Source organism: Burkholderia perseverans (genome assembly GCF_022870505.1).
In the GTDB taxonomy this organism is placed as follows: Bacteria; Pseudomonadota; Gammaproteobacteria; order Burkholderiales; family Burkholderiaceae; genus Burkholderia; species Burkholderia plantarii.
This window is the reverse complement of record NZ_CP045093.1, coordinates 1526615-1549191: the sequence shown is the minus strand read 5'-3', so window position 1 is coordinate 1549191 and position 22577 is coordinate 1526615. Positions and strand designations below refer to the sequence as shown.

Below are 22577 nucleotides of genomic sequence, written 5' to 3'. Positions count from 1 at the left end.
GCCATGCCTCGCAGCACGCCCGACCTCGCAAGGCTCGCCGGCGCACGTCGGTGGCGGGCCGGCCGCCGGCCTCGACGCTGCCGGGCCTGCGAGTTTCCAGTGGCCGTCGCGTGCTTCGCGCCCGGCGTCGCGCGGCCGGTTCGCGATCGACCCCGATCGCCCGACCGGTAAGTAGCGGGTAAGTGGACTCTTTTTACAGTCACGGTGTTGCCACTCGACACCATGGATACGACACCGTGACCGCCCTTTCCCTTCGTTCGATCAGTCTTCAATTCGGCGCGATCTGCTTCGCGCTCGCCACCCAGTCGGCCTCGGCGCAGTCCGCCCCGGCCGATGAAGACGACGGCAATGCCGGACTCACCATCCTCAACAACGCCACGAACGTCACGCATTGGGGGCTCGGCGCCGGCGTGGGCATCGAATCCTCGCCGTATCGCGGCGACGGCTCCAAGGTTTCGCCGATTCCGCTGCTGTATTTCGACGACAAGTGGGTGCATGTGCTCGGCACCACCCTCGACCTGAAGGCGGGCGAATGGCATCACGTCAGCGTCGCGCTGCGCGCCCGCTTCGGGCTGTTCGACGGCTACAAGGAGTCCGACGCGCCGGCCCTGAACGGCATGCAGAATCGCAACGGCGCGCTCTGGTACGGCCCGGCGCTGGCCTGGAAGACCGCGTTCGGCACCCTGTCCGGCGACTTCCTGCTGGGCGGCAACAAGGGCGAACAGGCGAAGCTCGAATTCGGACGCTCGTTCGAGGCGGGCCGGTTCTCGATCGAGCCTCACATCGGCGCGCAGTGGTACAGCAGCAAATACGACAACTATTACTACGGCGTCATGCCGTCCGAGGCGCGCATCGGGCGCCCGGCCTACACGAGCGGCGCGAGCTGGGCCTTCACGGTGGGCTCGCGGGTCAACTATCGGCTTACCGAACACCAGCGCATCCTGTTCGACGTCGGCGTGGCCCACCTCGGCAGCAACGTGACCAACAGCCCGATCGTCGGCAGGCGCTACGTGCCCGAAGCCAGCGTCGGCTACCTCTACCAGTTCAAGTGATGGCACGGCCGCGCGAGGCCCGCGCCTCGCTGCCTGCCTCGACCTTGGCGCTGGCCTTCCCGGCCCGGCCGCAACCTGACAAGGAAGGTACGACGTGAAGCACTCCATCCTGATCGTCGATGCCGACCAGGCATGGCAAACAGCCATGCGAGCCTGCCTGAGCGCGGTCGACTTCGAAGTCCGCGCGGTCGATTCGCCGGCCTGCCTGGTCCGGGAAGTGGCCGACCTCCCTCCCGATCTCGTGGTCCTCGCGAACGACACCGATCCAGCGCCCGGCCTCGCGGCGCTCGGCGCACTGCGCGAGGCCGGCATCACCGTGCCCGTGATCATGCTGGGCGGGAGCCTGGACGTGGACGAGTGCGTGGCCGGACTGCGGGCCGGAGCGGACGACTTCGTCTTCAAGCCCGTCAACCCGCGGGAGTTGCTGGCCAGAGTGCGACGCGTGATGGCGCGGACCTCCGGACCGATGCCGATCGACCCATGCGGGCGGCCGAACTTCGCGTTCGACCGCTTCGTGCTGAACTTCGCCGCGCGCGTGCTGACGCTCGACGGCAAACGCGTGCCGCTGAATCAGGGCGAATTCGCATTGCTGAACGTCCTGTCGCGTTCGCCGGGCCGGGTGGTGACGCGGGCCGCGCTGGCGGAACGCCTGTCGCCGCACGTCCTGCGCGAACCCGGGACCATCAACGTCATGGTGTCGCGCTTTCGCAAGCGGCTCAAGCAGCACTGGCACGGCCCGGAACTGATCGGCACCCGTTGGGGGCGCGGCTATGTCTTCCTGCCCGACTTCCACGAGTCCGACGTCTGGCGCGTCAAGCCGGCCGCTGCCCGGGGCGTGCGCGCCGAGGCGAGCCAGTCGAAGCGGGGATTCTCCGTGGGCCGCGGGTATGACGATGCGAGAGCACGATGATCGGCCGCCCGTTCGCGGCGGGCCGACGAGGTTCGACCACGACCAGACCGCCGCCCCGGCCGGCTTCATGAGCCTTGCACCGCAATCCGCGACGGGCGGGCCATGAGGGCGGTCTGGAAGAACAGTCTCGCCGCGAGGCTCTGGCTGATCAACGTCGCGGTGCTCGCGCTGAGCCTGGGGGGCCTGGCGGAAATGGTCGTCCGGGCCTACGACGCCAATCCCGAGCACATCATCACGCGGAACGAGCGCCTCGACACCGCCTACGACGTGGCGAACGGCCTGCGCTTCGACGAGGCCGGCATGCCCCGCGCGGTCTCGCTGACGCGGCAGCATGGCTGGCTGTTCGGGGTGGCGCCGGGCGAATTCCGCTATCGCGTCCTCGATTCGCGCGGCGGCGTGCTGCTGAGTTCGATGCCGGCGCAACCGCCGGGCGCGTGGCCGCTGCCGGCAAGCGGCCTCGCCGACGCCAGCACCGGACATTCGACCGTCGCGGGCCGGCCCTTTGCCGTCGCGACCGTGAAGGTCATGCACGGCGGCGTCCCGTACTTCGTGCAGACGGCGGCCAGCCTGCAGTTCATCGATGCGCTGGCAAGCCTGCGAATCCAGCCCGTTCCCCGGATCGTCGAAATCATCGTCCTGATCTCGGCACCGGTGTTCGGGCTTACGCTGCCGCTGACGATCCGGCACGTGCTGCGCCCGCTGCGCGACGTGTCGCGAGCGGCGGCCGGGATCACGCCGAAGCACCTCGAGGCCCGCCTTCCGCTGCGCAACGTGCCGGGCGAGATCCGGCCGCTCATCGGCGCGTTCAATGCCGCGCTCGCGCGCCTCGAGGACGGCTTCGAATCGCAACAGCAGTTTCTTGCCTGCGCGGCGCACGAACTCCAGACGCCGCTGACGCTGCTGCGCGGCCACATCGAGCTGCAGGCCGATATCGGCGGCAGGGCCGACCTGCTCGGCGAGATCGATCTGATCGCGCGACACGTTCGCCAGTTGCTGCATCTGGCCGAAGCCGGCGAGGCGCATAATTTCCAGTTCGAGGAGATCGACGCGCTCGACGTGATGAAAGATGCCGTCGATTACCTCGCGCAACGGGCCGACGAGAAAGCGGTGCGGCTGCATATCGTGGAGTGCGAGAGCCAGCCGACGGTCGTGGCCGACCGGGGCGCCCTTTTCATCCTGCTCAAGAATATCGTCGAGAACGCGATCGATGCCTCGCCGAAACGCGGCATCGTGCTGCTTCGGCTCGACGCCGACGGGCTGCACGTCTGTGACAGCGGCGCCGGAGTGCCCGCCGCCGACATCCCGAACCTGTTCCGCCCTTTCTGGCGCGCGCCGAATTCGGCCGGGCATGGGTCGGGGCTGGGGCTGGCGATCTGCGGTGAAATCGCGGCCGCTCACGGCTGGGAGATCGCGGTGCGGTGCAGCCTTGTGGGGACGAGGTTCAGTGTCGGGGTGTACGGGTAGGGATGGATTCCCGAGGCCACCCACCTCGTCACATGTCGTCTATCCGTTTAGCGTGAGCGCGCGGCATCCGTCTCGACATCGCACGTACCACAAACCGGCGCGGACCCAGCCCTGAACGGCCCGCCCGGTTCGCCGCCAACCGCACGCCGCGCGAAGATCTCACCCGGCCGGCCGCTCACCCCGCATAAACCGCCTCGCCAAACTCGACCTTCAACGCCCCGGACATCCCTTCATACGCGGTATTCGTCAGCAGCAGCACGCTCAACCCCCACGCCGGATCGACGAACCACGCATGCCCGTACACGCCGCCCCAGGCCAGCGCCCCGGCCGCCATCGGCGTCTGCGCCAGCGCCGGCTCGCTCAGCACCGCGCCGACGTACCCGAAGCCCCAGCCCGGCCCGCGCGTCTCGGCCGCGGCGCCTACCTGATCGCGCCGGGCCGCCGCGGCCAGCGCCTCGGGCAGGAAACGCCCGCCGTCGCGAATCGCCTCCAGCACTCGCAGCACGTCGTCGGCGCAGCCGTACATCCCCGCGCCGCCCGACGGATACGCGTCGCGCTCGAACACGCGCGAGGGCGCGAAGCGCACCGCCGCGCCGTGCCCGTCGGGCAGCGGCACGTCCACGCCGTCCGTCATCCGCACCGGCTCCGGGCTGCCGTAGTAATAAGGCGTCGCGAAGCGCTCGGGCTGGTTCGACACGAACCCGCTGTCGCGCAGGCCGAGCGGCTCGCCCACCAGCGTCGCCACCGCCTGCGCCAGCGTCGTGCCGGTGGCGCGCTCGATCACCGCGCCGAGCACGTCGAGCGCGAGCGAATACTGCCAGCCCGCGCCCGGCGCGAACGCGAGCGGCGCCGCGGCCAGCCGCTGCAGGTTCTCGTAGAGATCGAAATCGCGCAGGTCGAGCCCGTCGGAAATGCCGAGCCGGTCGTAAAGCGAGCCCGGCCCGTCGAGCAGCCAGTAGCCGAGGCCGGCCGTATGCGTGAGCAGGTGATGGATCGTCAGTTCCGGCGCCTCGCCGTTCGCCAGCGTCGGCCGGAACCCGGGCAGCCAGCGCGTGACGGGCGCGTCGAGCGCCAGCGCCCCGCTCGCCACGAGCCGCAGCGCCGCGAGCGCGACGATCGGCTTGGTCACCGAGGCGAGCCGGAACAGCGTGTCCTCGCGCATCAGCCGCCGCGCCTCGCGGTCGGCCAGGCCATGCGCGCGCCGGTACAGCAGCTTGCCGTGCTGCGCGACGACGCCCACCGCGCCCACCACGCGCCGCTCGCTCAGCGCCCGTCCGAACACGGCGTCGAGGCGGCCCGACAGGGCGACGGGATCGATCGAGGCGGGCGGGGTCTGCGTCATGGCAACGGTCTCGGAACGGGAAAAGACTCGATTCTAAACAGGCGCGTGCCAACCACGATCTGTTTTTGATATCTCGTTTCGGACGCGGGGCGACGACCGCCAAGCCGCTCGGGCTGACGAAGCCCGATGCCGCCCGCCTCGCGTCGCTTGCGTTTCCGGCACCGTCGCCGCTACAGTCTCGGCTGTCGGCGCTGTCCGTCGCCGCGTCGGCCTCCCACGCTTGTGCCGCCCTCACCGCTCCAGCCCGCCTCATCGCCATGCCCGCTTCCGCCGTCCTTGCCCAAGCCTCCCCCGTCACCGATCTGGTCGCGCTCGGCGTGCTCGCGCTGCTCTGCGTCTGCGGCCTCGGCTGGGCGGGCTGGCAGACGCTGCGCGCGACGCGCGGCCGGCTCTACTGGGTGATCTGCGTGGCGCTGCTCGTGGCCGGCGCGCTGGCGATGGCGATCGCGCGCCCCGACACGCCCGACAGCGGCGAGATGCCCGCCGGGTTCGCGCTCGGCGTGCTGGTGGCGTTCGCCGGCCTCGTCGCAACGGCGGCCGGCTGCGCGTGGCAGGCGATCCGCAAGCTGCGCGACCCGCGAAGCTGACGGCGCGCAGCCGCGCGCGCCAGCGCCCGCGGGCCGTGCAACGCGCGCTCGACACCGCGCCCTGGCCGATCGCAGCGCAACATCCGGTTACGCAAACGGCCCGCCGCCCGCCGCGCTTTTTCCGTTAGCGCGCCGCACAACCGCTATCATGTCCGCAATTTCAGCGCTCGCCGCCTTGGCGAGCCTTCGGTTGGAGAACTCATGGCCTTGCCTCAGGACAGCGTCAACATGGCGCTTTTTTGCGACTTCGAAAACATCGCGCTCGGCGTGCGCGATACGAAGTTCGAAAAATTCGACATCAAGCCGGTGCTCGAAAAGCTGCTGCTCAAGGGCAGCATCGTGGTGAAGAAGGCGTATTGCGACTGGGATCGCTACAAGACGTTCAAGGGCTCGATGCATGAAGCGAGCTTCGAGCTGATCGAGATTCCGCACGTGCGCCAGTCGGGCAAGAACTCGGCCGACATCCGCCTGGTGGTGGACGCGCTCGACCTCTGCTACACGAAATCGCACGTGGACACGTTCGTGATCATCAGCGGCGATTCCGACTTCTCCCCGCTCGTCTCGAAGCTGCGCGAGAACGCGAAGCGCGTGATCGGCGTGGGCGTGAAGAACTCGACCTCGGACCTGCTCGTGGCGAACTGCGACGAGTTTATTTTTTACGACGATCTCGCCCGCGAGCAGCAACGCGAGCTGGCCAAGCGCGATGCCCGCGCCGCCGCGGCGGCGGCGCCGGGCAAGCGCGCCGACGACGAGCGCCAGCGCAAGCAGGACGGCGACGCGCGCAAGCTCGAGGCAATCACGATCGCGGTGGAAACGTTCGACGCGCTCGCCTCGGAGCGCAGCGACAGCGGCAAGATCTGGGCGTCGGTGCTGAAGAGCGCCATCAAGCGCCGCAAGCCGGGCTTCAACGAGAGCTATTACGGCTTCCGCGCGTTCGGCAACCTGCTCGACGAAGCGCAGGCACGCGGGCTGCTCGAAATCGGTCGCGACGAGAAGTCGGGCACCTACGTGTCGCGCGGCGGCGTGGCCGTCGATCCGGCCTTGACGGGCGACGCGGCCAAGGGCAATGAGGAAGGCTTCACGGCGGATGCGCCGGCCGAACCGGCACGCGCCTCGCGTCATGGCGAAGGCAAGCACGGCTCGCGGCGCCGCGATCGCGACGCGCAACGCGGCGGCGACGAAGCACGCCACGCCGACAAGGTGGGCAAGCCGGACGAAGCGGCCGAGCCGGCGGAGGCAGTCGACGCGATCGAGGCGATCGACACCACCGCGCCGGCGCAGGCCGAAGCACCGGCCGCCGCGAAACCGCATCGCGACGGCCGCCAGCCGCGCCACGGCGACGAGCGCCGCCACGCGAAGCGCGACGACGCGAAACACGGCAAGGGACGCGGCTCGCGCAAACCCGAGCAGATGCCGCTGATCGACGACACGCCGGCCGAGGTCGATACGATCGCGCCGGCCATGCCGGCCGACGCGGCCGAACCGGCGGCGTTCGAACCCGCCGTGGCGCCCGAGGCAGCGGTGTGGGAAGTGGTGGATGCGCAGGCTGAGCCCGCGCGGAAAACCGCGAAGGCGAAGAAGACGCCGGCCCGCACGCGCAAGCCGGCGGCCAGGAAGGCCGGCGCCTCGGCCGATGATGCCGCGCATGACGCCGGACCGGCATCGGCACCCGCCGCCGATTCGTCTACCGCAGACGCGCCCGCCAGCCTGCTGCCGGCCGACGACGCACCGGCTCCCGCCGCCGCGAAACGCGCGCGCTCGCCCCGCAGCGGCGCCGCGCGCGCCCGCCGCCCGCGCGGCACGGCCGGCACCGCCGACGAGTCGTAACATTGCGGCGCACCGCTCCGGCGGTGCGCCGAACCAGCCTGTCTATCCCGATACACCCGCCGATACACCCGCCGGCACGCTCGCCACCCTGCGATCCGGCAGCGCCATCACCGCGCACCGCCGCCCCCGTCCCTCGCACGCTCACCCCGCTTCCCCTTCACTGCCCACGGCCCGCGCACCGGCGCCGTCGTCAGGCGTCACCTCGCGCGTGGCCGTCACCACGCGATGCACGAACCGCAGCTTCGCCACCACCGTCGCCGACAGCGCGAACGGATAGGCGTCGGCCACGCCCATGCTGCGGTTCAGGCTGTTCAGCGCATAGGTCAACGGGAACCAGCGCCGCATCAGGTTGCCGAACGAAGCCTCGTCCACCGAGGTCTGGTCGTCCAGGCGCGGCAGGCTCTCGTCGTCGGGATCGAGCACGAGCCCGCAGGCGTTGGCGGTGTCGAGCGTATCGACGATGTGCAGGTAATGCGCCCAGGTCTCGGCCCAGTCCTCCCACGGATGCATGGTCGCGTATTCGCTGACGTAGGCATCCTCCCAGCCGGCCGGCGCGCCATGCTGGTAGTGCGCGTCGAGCGCCGCCTGATAGTCGGCGCGCTCGTCGCCGAAGCGCTCGCGGAACGGTTCGAGCCAGGGCGTGCCGACGATCAGGCGATCGAAATAGTAATGGCCGATCTCGTGCCGGAAATGCCCGACCAGCGTGCGGTACGGCTCGCGCATCGCGGCCCGCACGCGCTCGCGTTCGGCGTCGTCGGCCTCGGCCAGGTTCAGCGTGACGAGGCCGTTCGCGTGGCCCGTCATCACCGGCTCGGTCTCGGTGGCGGCCTTGAACGCGAAGCTCATGCCGCGCTCGGGAAACGCGCTGCGCGATTCGATCGGCAGCCCCAGCATGGAAAGCGTGTAGAGCAGCCGCCGCTTGGCCACCTCGGTGCGATACCAGAGCGGGCGATTGTCGGGGTTCGACAGATCGGGAATCGTCTCGGTCAGCGCGCAGGCTTCGCAATAGGTGGCGTCGGACTCGGCCGGAATCATCCAGTTGCAGACGTTCTCCACCGCGTAGTTGTGGCATTGCCGGTAGCGCCGCCCGAGCGCGGCCGGATGCAGGCTGCGCCAGCTGCCCGACGCGTCGGGCTCGAACGCGCCGACCTCGCCGACGTCGGGCAGATAGCCGAGCGGCGCCTCGCAGCGCTCGCAGCGGACGTTTTCGAAGAACACCAGCTGCGTGCAGTTACCGCAATGAAACGTTTTCATGACCTGATCACCCTCGCGTCTTTACCGCCTTCCTTGCCCGCCTGCCGCCCGTCTCATGCCTCGCCGTGCTGCGCGGCCACGCGCCGGCAGTGTTCGAGGTAGCCGACCTCGTGGCTGCCCATCAGCTCGAGCACGCTGCGCCAGAGCCAGAACGGCGCGTCGATCGTCTTCGAGCGCACGCGCTTCAGTTCGGCATGCCAGCGCGTGCGCGTCGCCGTATCCATCTGCCGGGCATGCGCGACGCCCACCACGTAGGCCAGGTAGCGCGCGATGCGGCGCGCCTCCACCTCGTCGACGCTGCCGATCTCGAGCTTCAGGTCGGCCGGCAGCAGCTCGCGCACGATCACCGAGCGATCGGCCAGCGTGGCCGCGCACATCCGGTTGCCCAGATGCGGCGACAGGTGGCGCGCGCCTTCCACCACGCGCTTGCCGTTGTCGCGCGGCATCTCGCTGTCGCGGTAGCGCGGCGCGAGCGCGGTGGTGCCTTCCTTGATGTCGATGAGGCAGAGGTCGTCGCCGTCGGAGGCGGCGCCGTCCACGTCGAGCAGTACGGCGTAGCGCAGCCGCCCGAGCGAGCTGCAGCCTTTCACCCAGTAAGCCGCATCGAGCAGTTCGACATGCTCGCCGGGCCGGTGGCCGCGCAGCCCGATCGCGAGTTCGGCGACGGCGGGCGTGCCGACCAGCGACGCGATCCCGCGCGACTCGGCCGCCGACAGCGGCCAAAACCGCTTGCCGAGCGGCAGTTCGGGCTTCACGCCCATCAGCCGCTCGCGCGCGAGGTGCTTCCAGGTGCGTTCGAGCGCGTCGCGCATCACGATCCGCACCACGTCGGGCTTCTGGATCGCCGCGGCGCGCCGCTTGCCGCCCGCCAGCGCATGCGTATAGCCCTCGTGGACTTCCTCGATGATGCGGGCCGTGACGATGCCGGGCAGGTCGGAACTGCGCGCGGCGGTGGCCAGCGACAGGCTGAGCCGGATCAGATCGTGGACCGGGTTGCCGATCACGGTCTGGTCGAGATCGCGGATCTGGATTTCGATCTCGCCGGCATCGTTCGCCACCGGGCCGAGGTTGCCGGTATGGCAGTCGCCGCAGATCCAGATCGCGGGGCCTTCCGGCAGCGTGCCCACCTTGGCGTTCTCGAGCCACTCGTAATAGCGGGCCGTGTTGCCGCGCACGTAGGCGTGGACCGAGCGCGCCATCTTCCGGTTGCGCCGGGCGGCGAGTTCGCCGGCGCGACGGCGCGGGCGAACGAACATCGCAAGCGATTTCTTCTTCATTCTGTTGCCTCGATGCAGGGCGTCATGGGAAGGATCACATGCCGCGCGCCGACGGCGCGAAGCATCCGGAAATATAAGCACATCCGACCCGATTCGGCGGAGGGCGGCCGCGTGCGTGTGCCCGGCACCGAAGCTTGCGGGCCGGCGTTCGCCACGGCGGCACGCGTTGGCGCCGTGGCCGCCGCGCCAAGTGCCGTGGCGCGCGCTCGCCGCGCCGCAGCATCGGGGAGCAGCGATCGTGCCCGCACCGCCAAGGGTGGCAAGGTCCTGCCCGGCATGACGCGGCGCGGTGGGCCGACCGCACGCCGGCGGTATGCCGGCATGCCCGACGCGCGCCGGCGTGGGCCCGGCCAACCGGCCGCGCCGCGGCATCGAAGTGGTACGAAAACGACATCGCCCCGCCATCGGGCCGGCATCACCCTGCCGGCATGCGGCGGCCCGGACCGGCCGCCCGAGCCCGCCGCCCCGCTCCCGTCCCGCCCGCACGATCGCGTCATGCATCGACGAAAACAAGATAGTTTGCTATCGAATTGATTTCCGCTATCATGCCGGCCATGACAAATCTGCATGATCTGCGCCTTGCCGTCAGCAGCACGCTGACCATCGCCGCGCGCAAGTGGCGGCGCACCAGCGACTCGGTGCTGACCGCCTACAACGTGTCGGAGGCTTGCGCCACCCCGCTGCTGATCGCCGGCCGGCTCGGCGAGGCGGTGCGTCAGGTCACGCTGGCCGAGTACGTCGGCATCGAGGGGCCGTCGCTGGTGCGGCTGCTCGACCAGCTTTGCGCGGCGGGCCTCGCGCGCCGCGACGAGGATCCCGCCGATCGCCGCGCGAAGACGATCACGCTGACCGACGAAGGCCGCGCGGTCACGGAAAAGATGGAAGACGACCTGCGCGCGCTGCGCGGCAGGGTGCTGAAATCGGTCAGCCGCGCCGATCTGGAAGCGACGCTGCGCGTGTTGAACGCCTTCAACGAAGCGGGCAGCCAGGATCACGCCGCATCATGACCTACCCGTCGGTCCGCGACTGGCTGTTTTCGACCAAGACGTTCGCCGCGTCGATGCTCGCGCTCTATCTCGGCCTCTACTTCCAGCTGCCGCGCCCGTACTGGGCGATGGCCAGCGTCTACATCGTCTCGAACCCGTTCGTCGGCGCGACGCGCTCGAAGGCGCTGTATCGCGCGCTCGGCACCGCGCTCGGCGCGGCCGCGGCGATCCTGCTGGTGCCGCCGTTCGTCGAGACGCCGTTCCTGTTCAGCGTGATCGTCGCGCTGTGGACCGGCACGCTGCTCTATCTGGCGATCTCCGATCGCACCGCGCGCAGCTACGTGTTCATGCTGGCCGGCTATACGATGCCGCTGATCGCCTTGCCCACCGTGACCGATCCCACCACGGTGTTCGACGTGGCGATCGCGCGGACCGAGGAGATCACGCTCGGCATCGTCTGCGCGAGCGTGGTGGGCAGCGCGATCCTGCCGAACCGGCTCGCGCCGACGCTGATCGAGCGCACCGATGCGTGGTTCCGCGACGCCGCGTTCTACGGCCGCGAAACGCTGTCGGGCCATCTGGCCGGCAAGGCGCTGTCCGCCTGCCGGCAGCGGCTCGCCTCGACCATCTCGGCGCTCGAATTCCTGCTGAGCCAGCTCGGCTACGATCACTCGTCGCCGCGCGTGCTGGCGCGCGCCGAGGCGCTGCGCGGGCGCATGCAGCTGTTCCTGCCGCTGATGTCGGCGCTGGCCGACCCGCTCGTCGCGCTGATGCAGGAGCTCAAGCAGCTGCCGGCCGAGCTGGAGACGCTGCTGGCCGACGCGGCCCGCTGGTTCGACGCGCCGCTGCCGAACGCGTCGGATGCCGCCGGCGGCGTCGACGAGCCCGAGGCCGACCGGCTGCGCGCGCGGATCGCGGCGCTGCAGCCGCGTGGCGAGGCGCTCACGCGCTGGGACGGCGCGCTGCTGTCGAACGCGCTGTGGCGGCTGCGCCAGGTGATCGACGTATGGCAGGACTGCCGCGCGCTGCGCGCGCTGATCGCCAACGAAGCGGGCGTCTGGCAGCCGCGCTACCGGCACTGGCGGATCGGCGGCACCGAGCGCTATTTCGATCGCGGCATGATGCTGTTCTCCACGCTGACGGCGGGCGGCGCGATCGTGTTCGCGTGCTGGCTGTGGATCTCGTCGGGCTGGGCCGACGGCGCCGGCGCGGTCACGCTGGCGGCGGTGGCCTGCTGCTTCTTCGCCGCGCTCGACGAACCGGCGCCGATGGTGTTCCGCTTCTTCGCCGCGACCTGCGCGAGCGTGGTGCTGGCCGGGCTCTACCTGTTCCTGGTGCTGCCGCACGTGCATGACTTCGCGATGCTGGTGGTGATGTTCGCCGGGCCGTTCATCCTGATCGGCACGCTGATCCCGCGCCCGCAGTTCAATCTCGTGACGATGCTGGTGGCCGTCAACACCGCCACCTTCATCAGCATCCAGGACGCCTACCAGGCCGACTTCCTGATCTTCCTGAACAGCAACATCGCCGGCGTGGCGGGGCTGCTGTTCGCGTTCGTCTGGACCCGCGTGACGCGCCCGTTCGGCGCCGAACTCGCGGTGCGGCGGCTGCTGCGCTCGAGCTGGGAGGACGTGGCGAAATCGGCTTCGGCGCAGCCGATCCGCGACCAGCGCAACCACGCCTCGCGGATGCTCGACCGCGTCACCCAGCTGCTGCCGCGGCTGGCCGCCTCCGACGACCACCGCCACCCGTCGATCGAATCGTTCCGCGACCTGCGCGTGGCGCTCAACGCGCTCGATCTGCACCGTTCGCGGCGCCGGCTCGACGGCGACATGCCGGCCGCGATCGACCGCGTGCTCGACGGCGTCAACGCGCACTTCACCGCCTGCGCCGATGCGAACGCGCGCCAGCCGGTGCCGCCCTCGCTGCTCGAATCGATCGAGGAGGCGCTCGACCGCCTGTCGCTGCGCCAGCCGGCCCAGGGCGGCACGCCCGCCGGCGCGGAGAATGCCGACGCAGCCAGCGCCGGCGTTGAAACCGATACCGACGCCGACACCATCCCCGGCGCCGTACTGCCGCCCAACGACGAGCGCCCGGCCGCCGCGCTGCAGCGCGGGCTGCGCGACGCGCTGCATGCGCTGGTGGGCCTGCGGCTGTCGCTGAATCCCGTGCTGATGCAGCCGAAGCCGCCCGCGCCCGAGGCCGCGCAGGCCTGACCCGACGCTCCCATGTCCAACCTCACGCAACCATGATCGGCGAACTCGACATCTTCGGCGTCTACGTGCCCGCACCGCTAGTGCTGATGCTGATCGCCTATCTGCTCAACATCGTCGTGCGCGCGATCTTCACGCGCGTCGGCCTCTACCGTTTCGTCTGGCACCGCTCGATCTTCGACCTCGGCATCTACGTGTTCCTGCTGGCCGGCGTCGTGCTCGTCTCCCACCATTTCGTGGCTACCTTAACGTGAAAAGAACCTGGTTCTCGGCGGGGCAGATCCTGCTGACCCTGATCGTCGTCGTCGTCGCGGCTCTCGTGCTGTGGCGCATCGTCAACTACTACATGTTCTCGCCGTGGACGCGCGACGGCCACGTGCGCGCCGACGTGATCCAGGTGGCGCCCGACGTGTCGGGCCTCATCACCGACGTGCGCGTGGTGGACAACCAGGCGGTGCGTCAGGGCCAGGTGCTGTTCGTGATCGACCAGGCGCGCTACACGCTTGCGCTGCGGCTGGCCGAGGCCACGCTCGAACAGCGCCGCGCCACGCTCGCGCAGGCGCGCCGCGAATACGCGCGCAACCTGAAGCTCGGCAACCTGGTGGCCAGCGAGCAACTGGAGGAAAGCCGCACGCGCGTCGACCAGGGCGAGGCGGCGGTGGCCGACGCGCAGGTCAACGTCGATACCGCGAAGCTGAACCTGCGGCGCACCACCATCGTGAGCCCGGTGGACGGCTACCTGAACGACCGCGCGCCGCGCGTGGGCGAATACGTGCCGGCCGGCCGCGCGGTGCTGTCGGTGGTGGACCAGCATTCGTTCCGCGTCGACGGCTACTTCGAGGAAACCAAGCTGAGCGGCATCCACATCGGCCAGCCGGTGGACATCACCGTGATGGGCGAGCCGCGTCCGCTGCGCGGCCACGTGCAGAGCATCGTCGCCGCGATCGAGGACCGCGACCGCTCGCAGAGCGCGAACCTGCTGCCGAATGTCAATCCGGCCTTCAGCTGGGTGCGGCTCGCGCAGCGGATTCCGGTGCGCGTCGCGCTCGACGAGGTGCCTGACGATTTCCGCATGATCGCCGGACGCACCGCGACCGTGGCGATGCGCGCGCCGGGCTCGCCCGCGGCGCCGCGCCGGCTTGGCGGCGCGGCGTCGGGGGCATCGAGCGCGTCGGCGGCATCCGGTACGGCGAACCCCACGAACGCCACCAACACGGCTAGCGTCGCCGCGGCGCCCGGTGCCTCGGCATCCATCTCCCCCGTGGCGCCGGCATCGCACGCGGCCTCGGCCGGAGCCGCGCGATGAAGCGCCGCTTCGCGCTCGCGGCAGCTTCGGCGGCATCGGCATCGGCATCGATCTCGCGCCGCGCCGCCGCCCTCACGCCGCTTGCGGCCGCGCTCGTGCTCGCGGCCTGCACCACCGTCGGCCCGAACTACCAGCTACCGAAGCAGGCGCTCGTCAACGCGCCGCTCGCGAACGCCCCGCTCGACGGCGCCGGCAACGGCAGCGCGCTGGTCTCGCACGACACGGTCCCCGCCAACTGGTGGCGGCTCTACGACGACCCCGTGCTCGACGGCCTCGTGCAGCAGGCGCTCGGCTCGAACACCGACCTGCGCGTGGCGGCGGCGAATCTGGCGCGCTCGCGTGCGGCGCTCGACGTCGCGAACGCGCAGGGCGGCTTCGCCGGCAACTTCGAGGGCGGTGCGCAGCGCGCCCAGGAGTCGGCCGAACAATATCTGCTCTCGGGCAAGCTGCCGGTGGTCAACGAAGGCGCGTTCAACTTCAACGTGTCCTACGAATTCGACCTGTTCGGCAAGCTGCGGCGCGGCGTCGAGGCCGCGCGCGCCGACAGCGACGCCGTCAAGGCGGCCGGCGATCTCGCGCGCATCACGGTGGTGGCCGACGTGGTGCGCGCCTACGTGGAAGCATGCTCGGCGGGCGAGGAACTCGAGATCGCGAAACAGTCGCTCGACCTGCAAAGGCAGCGCGTCACGCTCTCGCGGCGGCTGCGCGACGCCGGACGCGGCAACCAGCCCGACGTCACGCGCGGCGTGACGCAGGTGCAGACGCTCGCCGCCGACATCCCGCGCTTCGAGGGCCGCCGCCGCGTCGCGCAGTACCAGCTGGCCGCGCTGCTGGCGCGCTCGCCGGCCGAGCTGCCGGCCGCCGCGCTCAGCTGCAGGAAACTGCCGCGCCTGAAGCAGGCGATCCCGGTGGGCGACGGCGCCGCGCTGCTGCGGCGGCGCCCCGACGTGCGCGAGGCCGAGCGCCAGCTGGCGGCAGCCACCGCGCGGATCGGCGTGGCGGTGGGCGCGATGTATCCGACGGTCAGCCTCGGCGCCTCGGTGGGCACCACCGGCATCTTCGGCGACCTGCTCTCGTCGGAGACCAACCGCTGGGCGTTCGGCCCGCTGATCAGCTGGACCTTCCCGGCCAACGGCCAGCGCGCCCGCGTGCGCGAGGCCGAGGCCGCGACGGGCGGCGCGCTCGCGCACTTCGACGGCGTGGTGCTGAACGCGCTGCGCGAGACGCAGACGAGCCTCGCCACCTACGCGGCCGATACGCAGCGCGCGGACGCGCTGCGCACCGCCTACCAGTCGGCGCGCGACTCGGCCGACGAAACGCACCGGCTCTACGCGGCGGGCCGCGAATCGTTCATTTCGGATCTCGATGCAACACGCACGCTGACCAGCGTGCAGGCGCAGGTCGCCGCCGTGGAAGGCCAGGTCGCGGCCGACCAGGTGCGTTTGTTCCTGGCGTTGGGCGGGGGTTGGGAGGATGAACCTGCTGCTGCGGCGGGGAATGCCGCCGCGTCGGAGGCGGTGGCTACCTCCGGTACCGAGGCAGCGACGGTGGGCGCGCCGATGTCGTCCAACACGCCGACCAGCACGACACTGCCGGCCAGGGCCGGCGCGCGCTGAACGGATCGGCGCGGCGTCGAACCAGGAATGACGCCCGGCGAAGGCGGCCATAACGGACGCCTCGCCGACCACAAGGCGCAAACCGCGCGAGAACCTTCCGGCGCCGCTGCTCAGCGTCATCGAACACGGCTTCACCCCTGCTTCCGCGCTCAGCGCGCCGCCCGCCCCTTCCCTCAACGCCGTCCTGCCGCCCAATCCACGGCCGCGTCGAACAGCGCGACACCGGCCGTCGACAGGTCCGGGAACGTGTCGTTGTCGAGGAACAGCATCACGCGGCGTGCCGGCGCGAGCGCTTCGTAGTCCATCGTCGCGCCCTGCTCGTAGGCGAAGATCGCCGCCTTTTCCGGCTGGCCGTAGACGGTGGCGATGATCGACGCGCCGAGGCCGGGCTTGCCCCAGCTCATCGGCGCCTGCTTGCCGTACACGTCGGTGGTGCCGGCCGGCAGCCCCGCCGCGATCGGATGCGGCGCGTTCACGAGCCACAGATGACGCTCCTTGCCGGTCTCGCCGAAATCGACGTCGTGGCGCTTGCCCGTCATCGCGAGATCGTCGAGCAGGTCGTTCTCCCAGGTCACGAGCGGCTTGGCCAGGTGACGCCAGTCGGCCGGCACCGCCTTGGCCGAGACCGTCGACGAGATCATCACGAGATCGGCGTCGTCCGCCGCCGACACCGGCGCGGCCTGATCGACGAGCCGCACCGCGTAGCCGCGCTCGCCGAGATGCGCGGCGATGCGCTGATCGACGGCGAGGTCGGGGCCGCCGGACTGCACCAGCATCGTCACGCACGTGGCGTCGCCCTGCACCGCCGCCGCGGCTTGAGTCGATCGAGCCGCCTCCGCGGCCCGCGCATCACCGGCGGCCACCGCGCCGCCGAGCCCGCAGGCCACGGCGCCCGCCGCCGCGCGCAGCCACGCGCGGCGCCGCGCGTCGTGCGCCGCGCCGGCCCCGCGCGAGCCGGCGGTCGGCTCCACGGCGTGCTCGACCACGCGGCCCCGCGCCGCCTCGTTTCGCCTGAACGTCGTCATCGCGGGCTCCGGATCAGAATTGCAGCGTGGTGGTCAGCAGCACCTGCCGCGCGTCGCCGAGCGAGACGAAATAGCGGTTCGCGCTCGACGGGTAATAGGTGCGGTTGAACAGGTTCTTCACGTTCAGCTGGAACGACAGGTTCTGCTTGCCGATGCGCGTGTCGTAGGTGGCGAACGTGTCGAACAGCACGTAGGACGGCAGCGTGAAGCTGTTGGCCGAATCGCCGGGCCGCGCGCCCACGTAGTGCGTCGCGCCGCCGATGCGCAGGTCGTCGCCGCCGAACAGCGTGCCGACGTCGTAGACGGCCGACAGCGACGCCGTGTTGCGCGCCACGTTCCAGAGCCGGTTGCCGGCGTAGAGCGGATCCTCGGTGGTCTTCGCGTCGATGTAGGCGTAGCTCGCGATCAGGTCCAGGTGCGCGCCGATCCGGCCCGACACGTCGAGTTCGACGCCGCGCGAGCGCGCGCGGCCCGAGGTGCGCCAGTCGGTCAGCTTGGTCACGTCGTTGAACTGCGAGACCAGCACGTTCTTCTTGTCGATGTCGAACAGCGCGAGCGTGCCCGTCAGGCCGCCCGGCATGTCGAGCTTCGCGCCCGCCTCGTAGGCGGTGGACTGCTCGGGCGGCGTGGCGCCATCGATGATGTAGCCCGACGAGAGCGCCGCGATCGACGAGGTCGGCCGCAGCGACTGCGAATAGCTGCCGTACAGCGAGAACGTGCTGGTGGCCTGGTAGACGATGCCGGCGCGCGGCAGCCACTTGGTGCCGTCGAGATCGGTGTTGGCGACGAACGGGCGGCCCTTGCCGGCCACCTGGTTGAAGCGCATGAAGCGCACGCCGCCGCTCACGATCCACTTGTCGGTCAGCTGCACGGCGTCCTGCGCGAACAGGCCGAGGCTGTGCAGCTTGTCGGTCTGGTCGCTGTCGGCGGGCGACACCGTGGAGGACGGCGGAATCAGGCCGTACACCGGGTTCAGGTAGCTGAACGGCGCGGACACGGCCTGGCGCAGCAGGTCGGCGCGATAGATGCGGCGGTATTCGCTGTCCACGCCGAACTGCAGGTCGTGCTGCATGCCGCCCAGCCGCAGCTTGCCGTTCACGTAGGCCACGCCGTAGCTGTCGGTGCTGAGCGAGCCGTGGGTGGCGTCGTCGCTGCGCGTGAGCGTGCCCGTGGCGGTGTTCACGCCGGCGATGCGCACCTGGTTCGCGTCGTAGGTCTCGCGGTTATAGCTGTAGCCCGCGTGGACGCTCCAGTCCGGGCTGAACTGGTGGTCGGCCTGCAGCTGGAACAGGTTCGAGGCGCCGACCATGTTGTTCCAGGGCTCGTCCAGCCGCTCGCGCGCGGGAATCGCGAGCGGCGTGCTGGTACGTGGATCGAGCGCCGTGCCGCGATCGAACGGATAGAGGAAATCGCGATGCTCGTAGGACAGCACCACCTGCGTGTCGCGGCCGTACCAGGCCAGCGACGGCGACACCAGCGTCTCGCGGCTGGTGCCGAAGTTGCGCCAGTAGGCCTCGTCGGAATGATCGACCACCAGCCGGTAGGCCAGCTTGGTGTCGCCGATCGGGCCGGTCAGGTCGAGCATCATGTCGCCGCCGTTCTTGCCGTGCCCGTAGGTCTCGCCGGTCACCGACACCGTGTTCGAACGCACCAGCTGCGGCACCTTGCTGACCACGTTGATCACGCCGCCCGGGTCCATGATCCCGTACAGCAGCGAGGTCGGCCCCTTCAGCACCTCGACGCTGTCGACGGTGGCGTTCAGCGCCCGGCCCTGCACCACCGGCATGCCGTTGCGCATGATCGAGCCGTCGCGGTTGTCGCCGAAGCCGCGCTTCATCACGGTGTCCTGCGTGCCGGCCAGCGTGTTGCCCTGGGTGATGCCGCTGACGTTGGCGAGCGCGTCGTCGAGGTTGCGCGGTTTCTGGTCGCGCAGCACCTGCGCCGGCACGATGTTGACGGCCTGCGCCGTGTCGAGCACCGGCTCGTTCGAGCGCGTGACGTTCGCCTCGCGCTGCGGCCGGTAGCTGTCGGCCTTCACCGCCTGCCGCTCGACCACGATGGTGCTGAGCGCGGTGGCCGGCAGCGGCGCCGCGTCGGCCGCGGCCCCCTCGGCATGCACCAGCGTGTAGCCGCCGCCCGGCTGGCGCACCGCGCTCAGGCCGCTGCCCGACAGCAGCTGGTCGAGCGCCTGCCGGACCTCGAAGCGGCCGTGCAGCCCCGGGCTGCGCAGGCCGGCCACCTGATCGGCCGGGAACGCGAGCAGGATGCCGGCCTCGTGGCCGAAGCGGTTCAGCGCGCCCTCCAGCGGGCCGGCAGGAATCTCGTAGCCGCGCGGCGCGGCGGCGGGTGCGTCGGACCGGGCGCTCGCGCCGGCGCTCGCGTCGGCGGCCATCGCGACGGGCGGCACCAGCGCCGTCAGCAACGCGGCGGCCGCGAGCCGGCCGGCCACGCGCCGTGGCACCCGCGCGGCGAAATCGGGCGCGCGGCACGGGGAGAAAACGGAGGAACGGCGCGGCGGCCGGGCGGTACGGGTCGGTTGCATGATCGGAGAATCGGAAACGAGGGCAAAGAGAGTGGCTTTCCTGTTTCCTGTCACGCGAGCCAGGCCAAACAGCTCAGGTTTTCTCGAAAATTTTTGCGAAGTGGATGAAAAGGCGGATGGCGGGATCGATCAGGGACCGCCGACAGGTGCCGATATCCGGCGACACGCGCCGCCGGGACCGGCTGAAACCGGCCGGCGGGGCCGCGCGGCAGGCCGGGCAGGCGCGTGTCAGGTACGTATCAAGCGCGCGACGGCACGATCCGCACCCAGTAACGCGTGACGTATTCGATGTCGATCGGCAGCGTCGCGCGCAGCGTCTCGAATACGCGCGCGGTGTCGTCGAGCGGATAGCTGCCCGACACGCGCAGCCCGGCCACGGCCGGATCGCACTGCACGTAGCCGTGCCGGTAGCGCGCCAGCTCGGCGACGAGGTCGCCCAGGCGCAGCTTCGACGCCACCAGCGTGCCGTCGGTCCAGCTGCCGGCGTAGGCGCCGAGCGGCTGCGGCTCGCTGACCGCCGTGAGCGTGACGGCCGCGCGCTGGCCGGCCGCGATCACGCGCGACGCCGCGCCCGGTTCGCCCGGCTGGGCGCGCACGGCGCCCTCGAACACGCCGACGCGCAGCGCGGCGCCGTCGAGCCGCACGCCGAAGCGCGTGCCGAGCGGCATCAGCTCGCCCGGCGCGGCGGCCACCACCAGCGCTCGCGCCGGCAGGCGCCGCTCGTGGCCGCTCGTCACCATGATCTCGCCGCGCAGCAGCACGATCCGGCGCGTGCTCGCGTCGAACCGCACGTCGATCGCGCTGTCGGTGTTGAGCACCACCTTCGTGCCGTCGGCCAGCGTCATGCGGCGCCGCTCGCCCACGGCGGTACGCGCGTCGGCGGTCCAGACGGCCCACTGCCGCGCCGGATCGAGCGTCCAGACGCCGCCGCCCGCGAACACCAGCAGCGCCAGCGCCTTGATCGCGGCGCGCCGCTTCGGCGAGCGCGCCGGCAGCAGCGCGGCGCGCGCGGCGCCGGCGTCGAGCCCGGCGGCCAGCTGCGTGAAGCGCCCCTGCACGGTTTCGATATGGCGCCACGCGGCGTCGTGCAGCGGATGTTCGGCGCGCCAGCGGGCCAGGCCCGCGCGGGCCGCCGCGTCGGCTGAAGCACCGGCGCCCTGCATTTCCACCCACCACTGCACGGCGCGCTGGGCGACTTCCGGCGGAATCGCCGGTTTCGGTTCGGATTGCATCGGGTCAGAGCGCCAGCGCGAAGAAACACTGGGCGGCGGCGCGCGTCAGGTGGCGCTTGACCGTGGACAGCGACACGCCAAGCTCGGCGGCGATCTCGGCCTGCGAGAGCCCGTCGAGCTGCGAGAGCAGGAACGCGCGCCTGGCGGCCACCGGCAGGCCGTCGAGCAGCCGGTCGATCTCGACCAGCGTCTCGAGCAGCAGCGCGCGTGTTTCGGGCGACGGCGCATAGGGCTCGGGCTGCGCGGCCAGCGCCTCGAGATAGGCCTGCTCGATGCGCTCGCGGCGCCAGTGGTTGTAGAGCACGCGCTGCGCGACGGTGGTCAGGAACGCGCGCGGCTCGTCGGCGCCGATCGGCTCCTCGCGGGCCAGCAGCCGCATGAACGTGTCGTGCGCGAGGTCGGCCGCGCGGTGCGCGCAGCCGAGCCGGCGGCACAGCCAGCGCTGCAGCCATGCATGATGGCCGCTGTAGAGCGCATCGATTTCGCGGTGTTGAAGCAGTGTATTGGCCGACATCGAACCTTCTCCCCGGCGCTCACGCCGGGTTTCTTCATCTAAATGAGAATGATTATTATAAACAACAACAAAAACATTTCATGTCCTTGCGAACGATCCGTGACACCCTCCGCCCCAACCGCTGTACCATCCCGGCTCGACCAGCAAGACCCCGCTTCACCGCCATGCCAGCCAATCCGCAGCCGCGCACCTACGCGATGCCCGAGCGCAGCGACCGCCTCGATTTCTACGTTCGCGACCAGACCACCCGGCAGCCGATCACCGAGCCGCACCGGCACGCGTATTTCCAGATCCAGTTCAATCTCGGCGGCGACACCGAGCAGCGCATCGGCGGCGTGACGCGGCCGTTTCCGCGCGGCGCGCTGGCGTTCATCCTGCCGTTTCGCGAGCACCTGATCCCGCACCCGCCCGGCGCGCACTTCATCGTCATCAACTTCTCGCAGACGTTCCTGCGCGCCGATCTCGACGTCGATCCGCTCGACCTGGACGAGGTGCCCGTGCAGCGCGTGCCGGAACTCGCGCCGTTCCGCTTCCAGGAGCGGCTCGACTACATCCTGACCGGCGACGCGTTCGACGACGCGCGCCGCCTGGCCCAGCGCATGCTCGACACCGACCGCGAGCGCGGCTTCGGCTCGGCCACGCTGCTGCGCGGCTACCTGCTGCAGCTGATCGGCCTGGTCAGCACGCTGTACGCCGGCGCGCTCGGCCGGCTCGCGCACAGCCACGGCGCGCAGAAGGCCGGCCGGCGCGATGCGCTCGCGCGCGTGATGCGCCACATCCGCGCGAACCTGACGAGCGGCGAACTCACGCTGACCGGCACCGCCGAGGCCGCGTTCCTGTCGCCGAACTACCTCGCGCACCTGATCCGCAAGGAAACCGGCAGCACCTTCACCGAACTGGTCACCGGGCGCCGCATCGCGCTCGCGCAGTCACTGCTCGCGCATACCACGCGGCGCATCGCCGACATCGCGCACGAGGTCGGGTTTCGTGACGAGGGGTATTTCTCGCGGCGCTTCCGGGCCTGCGTGGGGATGTCGCCGAAGGACTATCGCGAGGCGAACGGCGAGGCCGGGGCGCCGCGTGGCGAGCCGGCGAACGTGGCGGGTGCGCTGAGCGCGGCGAGTGGTGCGGGGGGGGTGGCGGCCGGGCCGGCGGTGGACGGCGGCCCGGCAGTAGACTGCGGCCCGGCGGGTAATCCGGCCGGAAACGGCATGTCCGAAGCCGGCGGCGAACGGTAAGACAAAAACGGCAGGACGGCGCGGCAGGCTGAAACGGCAGGAGAAAGCGCCGGCCGCGAACCAGGCCGCCCCCGCCGCGATGGCGCGGGTAGGCAGGCAGCGTAGATTTGTCCAGAATGTCGACAGCTGCGTCGCATCGCGACACGGCCGCGCTTGTTATCTTGTCATCGGGCCGTGCCGACACGGCCGCCG

The 22577-nt window shown here is 70.7% G+C and carries 18 protein-coding genes; 11 read left to right on the top strand and 7 right to left on the bottom strand.

Annotation, left to right across the window (positions count from 1 at the left end; all coding sequences use genetic code 11):
• The first annotated feature begins 236 nt into the window (after positions 1-236).
• From BpN12_RS06435 to BpN12_RS06425, 3 genes are all read left to right on the top strand, one after another.
• A complete protein-coding gene (locus BpN12_RS06435; RefSeq protein WP_246794450.1) occupies positions 237-1052 on the top strand; it encodes a MipA/OmpV family protein in 816 nt (271 codons plus the stop codon).
• A 94-nt stretch (positions 1053-1146) separates the two neighbouring features.
• The gene (locus BpN12_RS06430) at positions 1147-1962 is read left to right on the top strand and encodes a response regulator transcription factor (RefSeq protein WP_246794449.1); all 816 of its coding nucleotides are present in this window, start codon (positions 1147-1149) and stop codon (positions 1960-1962) included.
• A gap of 102 nt (positions 1963-2064) precedes the next feature.
• Positions 2065-3426 (top strand): sensor histidine kinase, encoded by a 1362-nt coding sequence (locus BpN12_RS06425; protein WP_246794448.1) that lies wholly within the window; start codon positions 2065-2067, stop codon positions 3424-3426.
• Between the two features lie 175 nt (positions 3427-3601).
• Here the strand turns inward: BpN12_RS06425 and BpN12_RS06420 are convergent, their stop codons facing one another.
• Entirely contained in the window at positions 3602-4768 is a 1167-nt protein-coding gene (locus BpN12_RS06420; RefSeq protein WP_246794447.1) for a serine hydrolase domain-containing protein, read from the bottom strand.
• A gap of 257 nt (positions 4769-5025) precedes the next feature.
• Here BpN12_RS06420 and BpN12_RS06415 point away from each other — a divergent pair, with 257 nt between their 5' ends.
• Both BpN12_RS06415 and BpN12_RS06410 read left to right on the top strand, forming a co-directional pair.
• Entirely contained in the window at positions 5026-5355 is a 330-nt protein-coding gene (locus BpN12_RS06415) for a hypothetical protein (RefSeq protein WP_246794446.1), read from the top strand.
• A 201-nt stretch (positions 5356-5556) separates the two neighbouring features.
• Positions 5557-7182 carry an NYN domain-containing protein gene (locus BpN12_RS06410; RefSeq protein ID WP_246794445.1) on the top strand — a complete coding sequence of 542 codons (1626 nt, stop codon included), beginning with the start codon at positions 5557-5559 and terminating at the stop codon, positions 7180-7182.
• A gap of 141 nt (positions 7183-7323) precedes the next feature.
• Here BpN12_RS06410 and BpN12_RS06405 read toward each other — a convergent pair whose 3' ends face one another.
• Both BpN12_RS06405 and BpN12_RS06400 read right to left on the bottom strand, forming a co-directional pair.
• Positions 7324-8436, bottom strand: coding sequence for a zinc-binding metallopeptidase family protein (locus tag BpN12_RS06405; protein ID WP_246794444.1), 1113 nt, complete (start codon positions 8434-8436; stop codon positions 7324-7326).
• Positions 8437-8489: 53 nt separating this feature from the next.
• Positions 8490-9713: a DUF2252 family protein gene (locus BpN12_RS06400; RefSeq protein ID WP_246794443.1), complete on the bottom strand. Its 1224-nt coding sequence runs from the start codon at positions 9711-9713 to the stop codon at positions 8490-8492.
• Positions 9714-10267: 554 nt separating this feature from the next.
• Here BpN12_RS06400 and BpN12_RS06395 point away from each other — a divergent pair.
• The 5 genes from BpN12_RS06395 to BpN12_RS06375 are packed head-to-tail and all read left to right on the top strand — an operon-like array spanning position 10268 to position 15834.
• On the top strand, positions 10268-10720 hold the full coding sequence (locus BpN12_RS06395; RefSeq protein ID WP_246794442.1) for a MarR family winged helix-turn-helix transcriptional regulator: 453 nt from the start codon (positions 10268-10270) through the stop codon (positions 10718-10720).
• Positions 10717-12915, top strand: a complete 2199-nt coding sequence (locus BpN12_RS06390; protein ID WP_246794441.1) for an FUSC family protein — start codon at positions 10717-10719, stop codon at positions 12913-12915. The genes BpN12_RS06395 and BpN12_RS06390 overlap by 4 nt, the downstream gene beginning before the upstream one ends.
• 32 nt (positions 12916-12947) lie before the next feature.
• Entirely contained in the window at positions 12948-13166 is a 219-nt protein-coding gene (locus tag BpN12_RS06385) for a DUF1656 domain-containing protein (RefSeq protein WP_246794440.1), read from the top strand.
• Entirely contained in the window at positions 13163-14218 is a 1056-nt protein-coding gene (locus tag BpN12_RS06380) for an efflux RND transporter periplasmic adaptor subunit (protein ID WP_246794439.1), read from the top strand. The genes BpN12_RS06385 and BpN12_RS06380 overlap by 4 nt, the downstream gene beginning before the upstream one ends.
• On the top strand, positions 14215-15834 hold the full coding sequence (locus tag BpN12_RS06375; protein ID WP_246794438.1) for an efflux transporter outer membrane subunit: 1620 nt from the start codon (positions 14215-14217) through the stop codon (positions 15832-15834). Before BpN12_RS06380 ends, BpN12_RS06375 begins: the two co-directional genes overlap by 4 nt.
• 173 nt (positions 15835-16007) lie before the next feature.
• Here the strand turns inward: BpN12_RS06375 and BpN12_RS06370 are convergent, their stop codons facing one another.
• The 4 genes from BpN12_RS06370 to BpN12_RS06355 form a co-directional block, all read right to left on the bottom strand.
• Positions 16008-16859 carry a hypothetical protein gene (locus BpN12_RS06370; protein WP_246794437.1) on the bottom strand — a complete coding sequence of 284 codons (852 nt, stop codon included), beginning with the start codon at positions 16857-16859 and terminating at the stop codon, positions 16008-16010.
• 13 nt (positions 16860-16872) lie between these two features.
• Positions 16873-19401: a TonB-dependent siderophore receptor gene (locus BpN12_RS06365; protein ID WP_246794436.1), complete on the bottom strand. Its 2529-nt coding sequence runs from the start codon at positions 19399-19401 to the stop codon at positions 16873-16875.
• Positions 19402-19640: 239 nt separating this feature from the next.
• Positions 19641-20633 (bottom strand): FecR domain-containing protein, encoded by a 993-nt coding sequence (locus BpN12_RS06360; RefSeq protein WP_246794435.1) that lies wholly within the window; start codon positions 20631-20633, stop codon positions 19641-19643.
• Between the two features lie 4 nt (positions 20634-20637).
• A complete protein-coding gene (locus BpN12_RS06355; RefSeq protein WP_246794434.1) occupies positions 20638-21147 on the bottom strand; it encodes a sigma-70 family RNA polymerase sigma factor in 510 nt (169 codons plus the stop codon).
• Positions 21148-21311: 164 nt separating this feature from the next.
• Between BpN12_RS06355 and BpN12_RS06350 the strand changes: the two genes are divergently transcribed.
• Positions 21312-22385, top strand: a complete 1074-nt coding sequence (locus BpN12_RS06350) for a helix-turn-helix transcriptional regulator (protein WP_246794433.1) — start codon at positions 21312-21314, stop codon at positions 22383-22385.
• Positions 22386-22577: the final 192 nt, after the last annotated feature.